Here is a 12079-nt window from a genome sequence, read left to right on the forward strand (position 1 = left end):
GTGCAATTTTAATTTATATTGAACGCTCACAAGAGCATATCAATCTTTTTCTCATCAGATTAGATTATCCGAGTTTTCGGACAGTCTCCCCATTTAATTTGATCGTTCATAAACTTTGTGCTGCTTTTTGTTATTCTTTTTATTATTCTTTCTGTAACTTTACAGTTGCTCAAAAGTTACCTGTTTTTATGTATCAGAGGGATTATAGTTGAAATGGAATGATTTTACAAGATGATTTTGAAAATTTTTTTCATGTGTGAAAACAGAAACAATCGGATGAAAAAATCCCGGCAGATCCGTAAAAATCTGCCGGGATTCCGTGAAGCTTATTTATTTCTCAACAAGAAGAGACTCTCCTGTCATTTCCTTCGGCTGCTCCATACCCATAAGCTGGATCAGAGTCGGAACGATATCTGCAAGACATCCGTTCTCACGAAGTGTGTATTTCGGATCTGCGTTTACAAGGATAAACGGTACCGGGTTAGTTGTATGAGCTGTCCATGGCTCACCTGTTTCATAATTTACAAGCTGCTCTGCGTTACCATGGTCAGCGCAGATAAAGAGCTGTCCGTCAACCTCTTTGATTGCCTCTACAGCCTTACCAACACACGCATCAACAGTCTCAACAGCCTTGATCGCAGCTGCCTCAACACCTGTATGGCCAACCATATCCGGGTTCGCAAAGTTGATGATGATCACATCATATTTGTCAGATTTGATCGCCTCTACAAGCTTTTCACAAACCTCCGGTGCACTCATCTCCGGCTGCATATCGTAGGTCGGAACCTTCGGGGATTTTACAAGGATTCTGTCCTCTCCTTTGTTTGGCTCCTCAACACCACCGTTAAAGAAGAATGTAACATGTGCATATTTCTCTGTCTCGGCGATACGTGCCTGTGTCATATCGTGAGCTGCAAGGTACTCACCAAAGGTATTGTGAAGAAGAACCTTGTGGAATGCTACCAGCTTATTCTGGATGGTATCATCATACTCTGTGAAGCATACGAATGTGGTATCCAGTCTCTTTGCTCTCTCAAAGCCCTTAAAATCGTCATCACAGAAAGCTCTTGTGATCTCTCTTGCACGGTCCGGACGGAAGTTGAAGAATACAACGGAATCCTTATCGGAAATAGTTGCAACCGGTTTGCCGTCCTTCTCGATAACAGTCGGAAGCACAAATTCATCTGTCTTGTCATCATCATAGGAAGCCTGAACTGCTGCTGCAGCATCTGTTCCCTTTACGCCTTCGCCCTGTGTAAGAGCTTTATATGCAAGCTCAACACGATCCCAGCGGTTATCACGATCCATTGCATAATAACGTCCGGAGATCACACCGATCTCACCAACGCCGATCTCTTTCATTTTAGCTTCCAGCTGCTCTACAAACTCTTTACCGGATGCAGGCGGTGTGTCACGACCATCCAGGAAGCAGTGTACGTAAACTTTCTTGAGTCCCTCTCTCTTTGCCATCTCAAGAAGTCCGTAGAGATGTGTATTGTGGCTGTGTACTCCACCGTCAGAAAGAAGTCCCATAAAATGGATCGCGGAATCGTTGTCTTTTGCATTCTTCATAGCAGTAAGAAGTGCCTCATTCTTGAAGAAATCGCCGTCCTGGATCTCTTTTGTGATCCTTGTAAGCTCCTGGTATACGATACGGCCTGCGCCCATGTTCATATGACCAACCTCAGAGTTACCCATCTGTCCGTCCGGAAGACCTACCGCAAGACCGCTGGCACTGCCTTTTACAAACGGATAATCTTTCATGAGTCCGTCCATAACCGGTGTTTTTGCCTCATATACAGCATTTCCGTCATGTCTGTCATTGAGTCCGTATCCATCAAGGATCATTAAAACTGTTGGTTTTTTGCTCATAATTTTCCCCTTCTTATCTTTGATCGAAAATCTGTCCGGCACAGCTCTTCACTGATTCTGAAACCCTCTGTACCATTCAGGATTCTTTTGTTTTCCATTTTATATAGTACCAAAATCCAGAAATTTTGCAACGTTTTCTTTGACAAAAATTTGTCTGTTTTCAATTTCCCGACAACTGATACGGCTGATCTGTAAATTTACGCGAAAGATATTATTTCTGGTATACACGGATCATAGAAGAAATCTTTCTTACAGATGCGCTGTTTTCCAGTTCTTCCTTAACCTTAAAGAAAGCGCCCTCGCTTACAAGTTTGGTGATCACAACAACCTCTGCGGTATCCGGTCTCTTGCTTTCTTTCTGCATGATCTGTGCCACGCTTGCCTGATATTTTGCAAAATGCTCCAGGATTTCAGCCAGCACACCGCAGCGGTCCTCTACCTGCAGGCGGAGGAAATAACGGTTATGGGTATCTGCCATATTTTTTACCGGAAGTGTCTTATAGCAGGTGCAGCCTACTCTTCCGCAGCAATCTGCCTTCATATTACGGACTACCTCAAATACATCACCGGCAACCGCACTTGCTGTAGGAAGCTCACCTGCTCCACGTCCGTAGAACATGGTATCTCCTACTGCATCTCCGTGTACAAAAACTGCATTATAAGAATCATTGACGGATGCAAGGGGATGCTCTGCCGGGATCAGCATCGGGCAGACATAGGCCTCAACGCCGTCCTCCTGACAGCGTGCAACACCCAGAAGCTTGATCTCGCAGCCCATTTCTTTTGCGTAACGGATATCCTTTGCCGTGATCTTTGTGATTCCTTCTATATGAACATTATCAAGGGTAACTCTGGAATTAAAGGCAACTGATGCAAGGATGGCAACCTTTCTTCCAGCATCAATTCCCTCGATATCTGCGGTAGGATCTGCCTCTGCATATCCAAGTTCTGTAGCAAGAGCAAGAGCATCTGAAAATTCCATTCCCTCCTGGGACATCTTGGTAAGGATAAAGTTCGTAGTTCCGTTTACGATTCCCATAACTTCCGTTACATGGTTGGCCTCAAGACTGTTCTTCAACGGGCTGATGATCGGGATTCCTCCGGCAACTGCTGCCTCAAACAGAAAATCCTTCTGCGCTGCCCTGGCAGTTTCCAGGATCTCTTTTCCGTGGACTGCGATCAGATCCTTGTTTGCAGTTACAACGTTCTTGCCGGCTTTCAGTGCTGCAAGGATATAAGTACGTGCCGGCTCGATCCCGCCGATCAGCTCGATCACAATATCAATGGAAGGATCTCCCTCAATATCTGCCCAGTCTGTTGTAAGAACAGAAGGATCGTCTACCTTCCCGGACGCTTTCTCAAGGTTACGCACCAGGATCTTTGTGATCTTTACCTGGCATCCAAGCTTGGCTGTCATTTCCTGCTCCTGGCTTTTGATCACTTTATATACACCGGTTCCTACTGTTCCGAGACCAAGAAGGGCCGCATTTACGACTTTTTCGTTCATTTTCTGATGTCCCCTTTCCGTTTTTTCCAATTTTTATCAGAGTAACTCCTATGTTATGGCAGAAAACGCTTTTTGTCAAGTTCCGGCAGAGGAAGTAATTCCAGCCAGCTGCCAAAAAGTCCGGTGATCAGTTCCTGCACCATAGCTTTTGACTGTGGATCCAGTTTATCCAGCTGGCGCACCATGGCAGCCAGACTTTTCAGACCACCTTCCTGGATTTGGGAAATGGTATCTGCTCCGGTTGCTTCCAACACAGAAAAGAGTTCCCCGATGAGATGCTCTCTCTGTTTTTCATCCATATGGTCGATCCATTTATGAAGACTTCGATCTGACGCCGCAGCTCTTCTTGTCAAACTTTCTTTCTCTATAAAGGATGGCCCCATTACCTCCCAGGTAAAAGCATCATGCTGCAGGATCCCCTTCTGTGTACTGGCTACGATCCGCGGATCTTTCTGATGGCTGAGCAGCATACCGATCACAGATGCCTCGGGAATGATACGAGTGACTTTTGGCAAAACACTTTCCACTCTTCCGGGACTGAAAAATCCTTCCGGAAAACCCGGGCCATCATTATCATAGACAGAAAGAAGCTTTTCCTGCAGGATGTCACTGCACTGCATCGCTGTATACATAGCCAGATTTCCTCCTTTGGAATGACCACCGATCCGTAGCATGGACTGTATATAAGTTCCATGCGTTTCCAGATATTCCAACGCTTTTCTGTGCGAAGGAACAACTCCGTTGCTTAAGTTAAAATCCTCCTTCCATCCCACAATAGTATCATCGGTTCCCCGAAAGGAAATATATGTGGTTCCATCATCCAGTCCTATAGTCACTGCCGCAAACTGCTGAGCCTGACTGGAAAGGATTTCATTGACAAAGCCTCCTACTGTACATTTCCGGAATCTCTCCGCACAGGCCATTTTTTCAAGGAGCATCGGTGTATTCTGCAGAAAGGCGCTTTCTGCTTTCAGATCCTTCTTCATTTCCTGTCTGGAAAAAGCCGCAAAGAGTTCTTCTACAGAAAGAGTATTTCCGTTTTTTACTTCTGCCATCTCATCCAGATCAAGATAGGAAAAACACGCCAGTATCAGATTGTCAACTTCATTAAAGGGTGACTGCTCAAAGGTAAGATCTCCTCTCCAGTCAAGATAATCCAGAATATTCCCCATAAAATCCTCCGCAAATGATCATATAAGCGTCTTACGCACAGCTGCAGGCTTTCTTTCTATTATAATACGTAACGGCTGCATCACAGCACAGCCATCTGATGCGTTTCTGCCGTTATCAGATAACCGTCTTCTGAAACGACATACCCTGCCAGATATTTATTGTTATCATACCATAAATCCTGATCATTTGCTCCTTTCATCCATTTTTTTTCTTAGATAAAGGATGTAATGAATGCAGCCGCAGGTAAAAGCCGGAAACAGTATCGACAGGCCTGCTGCTGACATCATATAGATCACCGCCCCTTTTCCGTCATCCGGTGTTCCTGCCACAAAGCAGTAGAACATGGTAGCTGAAAAATACAGTGTGATCACCACTGAAATTAAGATTTTAAAAAACTTCCTCATTGCTTCTCCTTTCTGTAGTGTCGATATAAGGACACTGTTGTAATTCCAATTTTACCTTCATAATAAGATTAATTCAAGGATGAATCGGACAGGATATATATATGATAAAATATGACAGATTTTGGGTCACGATGAAGGAGCGTGGGATCACTCAGTATGATCTTTATGAACATTACCAGATCACCCGTTCACTTCTGGACAGACTTCGAAAAAATAAAAATGTTGAAATTTATACCATAGACAGGCTGTGTTCCATTCTCCATTGCGAGATCGAGGACATTGTGGAACACATTCCCGAGCCTGACGAAAGGAACGAACATACAGAAAAAGCTTCAGAGAAAAACAATCCTTACTCTGAAGATAAGAAAAACTCTCTCTGACTGTGATCAGATGCAGCTTTTTTGTTGGCTGTGTTATCCGTGTCAGGGAGAGTTTTTCTGATTTTTTCTATAAGTAGATATAAAAAAAGGGGCCGAAGCCCCTTTTTAAATGGATCTTATTTGTAGTTTACAATCTTTCCGAAATCTGGTTTCAGGGAAGCGCCGCCTACAAGTCCGCCGTCGATGTCAGCCTGAGCGAATAAGTCAGGAGCTGTTGCAGCGTTTACAGATCCGCCGTACTGGATACGGATCTCTGCTGCTGTAGCATCATCATAGATCTCAGCGATACATTTACGGATATCAGCGCAAACCTCCTGAGCCTGCTCTGTTGTAGCTGTCTTACCTGTTCCGATAGCCCAGATCGGCTCGTAAGCGATAACTGCTGTCTTAGCCTGATCAGCTGTAACACCCTGGAATCCAACCTTAACCTGCTGACGGATGAAGTCCATTGTCACGCCCTGCTCTCTCTGAGTAAGTGTCTCACCGCAGCACATGATCGGTGTGATACCATGCTCGAAAGCTTTAAGCATTTTTTTGTTAACGTCTTCGTTTGTCTCACCGAAATACTCTCTTCTCTCGGAATGTCCAAGTACTACGTACTTAACGCCAGCATCTACGAGCATAGCCGGAGCGATCTCGCCTGTGTAAGCACCCTTCTCCTCGAAGTACATGTTCTCAGCGCCAACCTGGATGTTTGTTCCTTTAGCTGCCTCAACAACAGGAATGATGTCGATAGCCGGTACGCAGAATACTACATCAACTTCGTCGTTAACAACAAGCGGTTTTAAAGTCTCAACCAGCTTTACAGCCTCGCTTGGTGTCATGTTCATTTTCCAGTTTCCAGCAATGATTTTCTTTCTTGCCATGGTTTTATCTCCTTTTTTGTGTTCTTGGAACACTTTATTTTTTATCAGTCTTTATCGTTAGCTGCTGCTACACCTGGGAGCTCTTTGCCCTCAAGGAACTCAAGAGAAGCACCGCCACCTGTGGAGATGTGTGTCATCTTGTCGCCATATCCGAGGATATTTACAGCTGCTGCGGAATCGCCGCCACCGATGATTGTTGTTGCGTCTGTCTCAGCAAGAGCTTTTGCAACTGCCTCTGTACCATGTGCGAAGTTCGGCATCTCGAAGCATCCCATCGGTCCGTTCCATACAACAGTCTTGGCATCTTTTACAGCGTCTGCAAAAAGCTTCTCAGTCTCCGGTCCGATATCCATTCCTTCCCATCCGTCCGGAATCTCACCACGTTTTACAACCTGGATGTTGCAGTCATTGGAGAAGTTATCACCGATTCTGTTATCTACAGGAAGAAGAAGCTTCACGCCCTTCTCCTCTGCTTTCTTTATCATGTCAAGAGCATACTGAAGGTAATCATCCTCGCAGAGGGATGTTCCGATATGTCCGCCCATAGCCTTGGAGAATGTATAGGACATACCACCACCGATGATCAGTGTATCTACCTTGTCAAGAAGGTTGTTGATTACAGAGATCTTGCTGGAAACCTTAGCACCGCCAAGAATTGCTACGAATGGTCTCTCCGGATTGTTTACAGCGTTTCCGAGGAAATCGATCTCTTTCTGCATCAGATATCCTACAACTGCTGTTTTTACATATTTGGTAACACCTACGTTAGAGCAGTGAGCTCTGTGAGCAGTTCCGAATGCATCATTTACAAATACATCACAAAGAGAAGCAAGGTCTTCGCTGAACTTATCTTCATTCTTTGTCTCTTCTGCACGGTAACGTGTATTCTCAAGAAGAACTACATCGCCATCCTTCATCTCAGCTACAGCAGCTTTTGCGTTTGGTCCTACTACCTCAGGATCTGCTGCAAATTTCACTTCCTGTCCAAGAAGCTCAGAAAGACGAACAGCTACAGGTGCAAGAGAAAGCTCCGGTTTCGGCTCTCCCTTCGGTTTTCCGAGGTGGGAGCAGAGGATAACCTTTCCGCCGTCTGCGATCAGTTTCTTGATTGTAGGAAGAGCAGCTACAAGACGATTCTCGTCTGTGATCTTTCCATCCTGAAGCGGAACGTTAAAGTCACATCTTACAAGTACTCTCTGTCCTTTTACATTGATATCGTCAACACTTTTTTTGTTCAGCATTTCTATATCTCCTTAACTTTTATTTCTGCCGGAAGCAGATCAATAAGGGCGAGCGGTATTGTTGTCCGCTCTGTCAACAGTCATTTCCTCAGATATTCTTTTGTTTGATCTTTTGGAAAAAAAGGGCCCGGTCCTCTTCAGACCGGACCCTTTCTGAGTCTATTCTTCTACACTCGTTCGCTGAAAATTAAGCGTTCAGAAGGCTTCCGAAATGCTTGATTGTACGAACCATCTGGCTTGTGTAGGAGTTCTCGTTGTCATACCAGGAAACTACCTGAACCTCTGTTGTGCCATTCTCAAGTGGAAGTACCATTGTCTGAGTAGCATCGAAGAGGGAACCAAATCTCATACCAACGATATCGCTGGATACGATCTCATCCTCGTTGTATCCGAAGGACTCGTTAGAAGCTGCTTTCATAGCTGCGTTGATCTGCTCTTTTGTAACATTTCCTTCGACTACTGCTGTAAGGATTGTTGTAGAACCTGTTGGGGTAGGAACACGCTGTGCAGAACCGATAAGTTTGCCGTTAAGCTCTGGGATAACAAGTCCGATAGCTTTAGCAGCACCTGTGCTGTTCGGAACGATATTAACTGCAGCTGCACGGGATCTTCTCAGATCGCCTTTTCTCTGCGGTCCGTCAAGTGTCATCTGATCGCCTGTGTAAGCGTGGATTGTGCACATGATACCGGATTTGATCGGTGCAAGATCGTTAAGAGCCTTAGCCATTGGTGCAAGGCAGTTTGTTGTACAGGAAGCTGCGGAGATGATCTTGTCCTCGTTTGTAAGACCCTGATGGTTTACGTTGTAAACGATTGTCTTAAGGTCGTTTCCAGCCGGAGCGGAAATAACTACGTGCTTAGCACCTGCATCGATATGAGCCTGAGCTTTGTCTTTAGATGTGTAGAAACCTGTGCACTCAAGAACTACGTCTACACCGATCTCTCCCCATGGAAGCTCTGCAGCGTTAGCCTTAGCATAGATTTTGATCTCTTTTCCGTCTACTGTGATGGAATCCTCTCCTGCTTTAACTGTATCAGCAAGAGCATATCTTCCCTGTGTAGAATCATATTTTAATAAGTGAGCAAGCATTTTAGGAGATGTAAGGTCATTGATTGCTACAACCTCGAATCCCTCTGCTCCAAACATCTGACGGAATGCAAGACGACCGATACGTCCAAAACCATTAATTGCAACTTTTACTGCCATGATAAATTCCTCCTATGAATTGAATGGTGATTAAATCGTTCCTTTGTTAAAGAAACATCAACCTGTTTCATATTGTACCTAATTCCAAACAAAAATTCAAGAGCTATTTATAAAAAAGAACATTAAAATAAATATTAAGAAAATTTCTGAAAAATGTGCTATAATTCTCTGATAGAAAGTTCTGTCCTGCTGATTCCCAAAACGGATATCTATATTCCCGCTGGGAGTTTGACTTTCCCGGATTCATAACAGGCAGATACGATCATTGTCACAGAATATAAAAGCTTGAATATGGAGGTACAAAATGGACCAGAAAATTTTATGGGACTGCCATATGCACTCCTCTTTTTCCGCAGATTCCGATACACCGATGGAAGAAATGATCCAGACTGCCGCAGACCAGGGTCTCACGGGAATCTGTTTTACTGAACATTTTGATCCGGATTATCCCGATACTCCGGAAAATCTTGATTTTTCCCTGAACATCCCTGCATACCGCCAGAAACTTGAGAGTCTTGCGGATGCTTTTAAAGACCAGATCCAGGTTAACTTCGGGATCGAGCTTGGACTTCAGCCTCAGCTTGCAGAATCTTTTTCCGATCTTCTGAAAGAAGTTCCCTTTGATTTCGTTATTGGTTCCTCCCATGTGGTGCACGGATACGATCCTTATTATCCTTCTTATTTTGAGGGCCGTAAGGAATCCGCATGCTACATGGAATATTTTGAATCCATCCTGGAAAATATCGCTGCTTTTGACGAGATGGATGTGTACGGACATATCGACTATGTAGTACGTTATGGTCCAAATCAGAACCGTCAGTATTCTTATGGAAGATATAAGGAGATCCTGGACGAGATCCTACGGACATTGATCCGCAAAAATGTGGGAATCGAGCTGAACACAGGCGGTTATCACTACGGGCTTGGTGAACCGAATCCATGTGTCAATATTATCCGACGTTACCGTGAGCTTGGCGGTGAGATCATCACCATCGGTGCAGATGCCCATACTCCGGATAAGATCGGCTATGCTTTTGACAAGTCGGCTGATGTTCTCCGTGAATGTGGTTTTTCCTATTATGCTGTATTTAAAAACCGCCGTCCTGTTTTTCATAAGCTGTAGCTCTGTTTCTCTCTCCGGTGAGAGAGTTTACATTTTTATACCGAAAATATCATTTTATCTAAGGAGGAACTCTATATGTCAACAAAAAGACTCCAGAAAAAGAAAGCTGCCATGCAGGCAAAAAAAGAAAAGCAGCTGAAAAAAAATACCTCTGCTGCCGGCACCAGTTCCAGTGCTGCCAAATCTGTTGAAAATGCTAAAGCCGAAGTGAAAAAACTTGAAACCGTAAAGAAGGAAACGCTTAAAGTCGAAACTTCCAAAACTGAACCGATCAAAGTCGAGACTTCCAAGACCGAGCCGATCAAGGTTGAGACTTCCAAGACCGAACCGATCAAGGTTGAGACCTCAAAGACCGAGCCGATCAAGGTTGAGACTTCCAAGACCGAACCGATCAAGGTCGAGACTTCCAAGACCGAACCGATCAAGGTCGAGACTTCCAAGACCGAACCGATCAAGGTCGAGACTTCCAAGACCGAGCCGATCAAGGTTGAGACCTCAAAGACTGAACCGGCGAAAGTTACTACTTCCAAGACCGAGCCTCTGAAAGTCGAAACTTCCAAGGAGGACACAGCTTACGATGCCCTCTACGAGAAACGTCTGAAATACTACTACAATGATCTGAAATGGCTCTACTGTGAGCTGTTCCGCAATCATCCGGAAGTTGCCGGCACATTCTCAAGCCTCACAAAAAAGATGAAAGAAATCTACCGTGAGCGTTCTCTTTTCATGAAGGAAGCCGACCAGAACTGCGCTGCAGATCCTGACTGGTTCCGTAAGACTACTTTCACCGGAATGGCTGTAAATCCTGCTGACTTCGCAGATACTCTTTCCGGGCTGTCCGATAAGCTGGACTATATCAGCGAATGTAACGCAGACACTCTGTACCTGACAGATCTTTTCCAGGCAACCTCCAATTGCTCCCTTCGCATTATCCCGGAGATCGGAACCTCCGAAGATCTGTACACACTTGCAGCTAACTGTAGGAAAGCAGGTATCCGCCTGGCTCTTGAGATCCCGTTAAGTCTTTCTGTGGATGACCCACAGTCCGGTGCGCCATGTGTGCTCCAGACTCCGGCTTATTTCAATGCAATGCTTCTTCAGATCCTGGAGCTTGCAAATGAAGGTGCTTCTATATTCAGCCTTGGTGTCCTTCCGATGATGCCGGAAGAAAATCTCTGGAAGCTTCACTCTCTGCTGCGTATGACCCGAATGGTGTGTGAGATCGTATGCCCCGGAATTCTTCTCCTTGGCGAAACAGACCGCCCACCTGCAGAGGCTGCTGCATTTGGCGGAACTTCCGATATGCCGGAACTTCACATTGTAAACAGCACCCAGCTGATGTCCGATCTCTGGCATACCGTTGCCACAAAGGACACTGCCCTTCTCCGACGGGGAATCGACAGAGCTGCAGACCTTCCGCAGGCACCGGTATTCCAGAATTACCTCCGTAACCGCAACACGGTACGCTGGAATCTGGACTATGATTTCCTGAAAGGAAGCTTTATCACAGAAGGGCCTCACAGAGATTATCTGAATGAATTCCTGGCAGGTATTTTCCCTGATTCCTTTGCCCGGGGTGATATTTATGTGAATCCGGAAACCGAGGAATCGGAGCTCTGCGGAACAACCGCATCTCTTGCAGGAATCGAGCGTTTTGATTATGAAGGAAATATGGAGGGTGTCAGCCGGGGAATCCGCTATGACGTAGCACTTCATGCATTGCTTCTTTCCCTCCCCGGAATTCCGGTACTTCGAAGCGGTGACGAGGTCGGACAGCTGAATGACTACACCTATAAAGCCGACATTTCCAAAGCAGCTGATCCCCGCTGGCTCCACAACGGACGTTTCAACTGGGCACTTGCCCGGAACAGAGCCGATACCGAAACGATCCAGGGACGCATTTTCAACAGCCTTGAGCAGCTGGAATCCATCCGTGCCAGCCATCCGGTATTTGCACCTGAAGTTTCTGCACATACACTGGAAACCTGGGAAAAAGCTCTCCTTGCCCTGGTAAGAGAAACTTCTGAAGAAAAGCTGATCTGCATCTACAACTTCAGCGACCAGGATAAGGTAGCCTGGATCAACGAACAGGACGGTACCTACACAGATCTTCTCACAGGAGTTCAGAGAGACGCACAGGCTGTAGAGATCCCGGCCTTCGGATTTATCTGGCTTATGCACACAAAATAATAGCTTTGTCAGGCGGATATCCACAATCTGCATTCTCTACACAGCTCTGCACCGGATAACTGGATAACTGCTTCACAGTTTATTTGCAAAAAAGGACACTGCCATTTTCAACGGGC

General features: G+C 45.4%; 10 protein-coding genes. 3 read left to right on the forward strand and 7 right to left on the reverse strand.

The window, feature by feature from the left end:
* Positions 1–330 precede the first annotated feature (330 nt).
* From gpmI to ACTNDQ_RS02660, 4 genes are all read right to left on the reverse strand, one after another.
* On the reverse strand, positions 331–1872 hold the full coding sequence (gene gpmI, locus ACTNDQ_RS02645; protein ID WP_278796029.1) for a 2,3-bisphosphoglycerate-independent phosphoglycerate mutase: 1542 nt from the start codon (positions 1870–1872) through the stop codon (positions 331–333).
* A gap of 211 nt (positions 1873–2083) precedes the next feature.
* Positions 2084–3379: a homoserine dehydrogenase gene (locus tag ACTNDQ_RS02650; RefSeq protein WP_021652282.1), complete on the reverse strand. Its 1296-nt coding sequence runs from the start codon at positions 3377–3379 to the stop codon at positions 2084–2086.
* Positions 3380–3432: 53 nt separating this feature from the next.
* Positions 3433–4551: an Mbeg1-like protein gene (locus ACTNDQ_RS02655; protein WP_288786823.1), complete on the reverse strand. Its 1119-nt coding sequence runs from the start codon at positions 4549–4551 to the stop codon at positions 3433–3435.
* A gap of 183 nt (positions 4552–4734) precedes the next feature.
* Entirely contained in the window at positions 4735–4956 is a 222-nt protein-coding gene (locus ACTNDQ_RS02660) for a hypothetical protein (RefSeq protein ID WP_021652279.1), read from the reverse strand.
* A gap of 101 nt (positions 4957–5057) precedes the next feature.
* Here ACTNDQ_RS02660 and ACTNDQ_RS02665 point away from each other — a divergent pair, with 101 nt between their 5' ends.
* Positions 5058–5336, forward strand: coding sequence for a helix-turn-helix domain-containing protein (locus ACTNDQ_RS02665; protein ID WP_278796026.1), 279 nt, complete (start codon positions 5058–5060; stop codon positions 5334–5336).
* 116 nt (positions 5337–5452) lie between these two features.
* On the opposite strand, the gene tpiA is transcribed toward ACTNDQ_RS02665, so the two are convergent.
* From tpiA to gap, 3 genes are all read right to left on the reverse strand, one after another.
* Complete coding sequence (gene tpiA, locus ACTNDQ_RS02670) at positions 5453–6202, reverse strand: triose-phosphate isomerase (RefSeq protein WP_015527001.1); 750 nt, start codon at positions 6200–6202, stop codon at positions 5453–5455.
* A 44-nt stretch (positions 6203–6246) separates the two neighbouring features.
* Positions 6247–7443: a phosphoglycerate kinase gene (locus tag ACTNDQ_RS02675; RefSeq protein ID WP_278796025.1), complete on the reverse strand. Its 1197-nt coding sequence runs from the start codon at positions 7441–7443 to the stop codon at positions 6247–6249.
* A 187-nt stretch (positions 7444–7630) separates the two neighbouring features.
* On the reverse strand, positions 7631–8650 hold the full coding sequence (gap, locus tag ACTNDQ_RS02680) for a type I glyceraldehyde-3-phosphate dehydrogenase (protein ID WP_118513051.1): 1020 nt from the start codon (positions 8648–8650) through the stop codon (positions 7631–7633).
* Between the two features lie 304 nt (positions 8651–8954).
* Here gap and ACTNDQ_RS02685 point away from each other — a divergent pair, with 304 nt between their 5' ends.
* Together ACTNDQ_RS02685 and ACTNDQ_RS02690 are read left to right on the forward strand one after the other, a co-directional pair.
* A complete protein-coding gene (locus ACTNDQ_RS02685) occupies positions 8955–9773 on the forward strand; it encodes a histidinol-phosphatase HisJ family protein (protein WP_278796024.1) in 819 nt (272 codons plus the stop codon).
* A gap of 75 nt (positions 9774–9848) precedes the next feature.
* Positions 9849–11963, forward strand: a complete 2115-nt coding sequence (locus ACTNDQ_RS02690) for an alpha-amylase family glycosyl hydrolase (RefSeq protein ID WP_441063604.1) — start codon at positions 9849–9851, stop codon at positions 11961–11963.
* Positions 11964–12079 lie beyond the last annotated feature (116 nt).

Source organism: Blautia massiliensis (ex Liu et al. 2021) (assembly GCF_052064225.1).
Taxonomy (GTDB): domain Bacteria; phylum Bacillota; class Clostridia; order Lachnospirales; family Lachnospiraceae; genus Blautia_A; species Blautia_A fusiformis.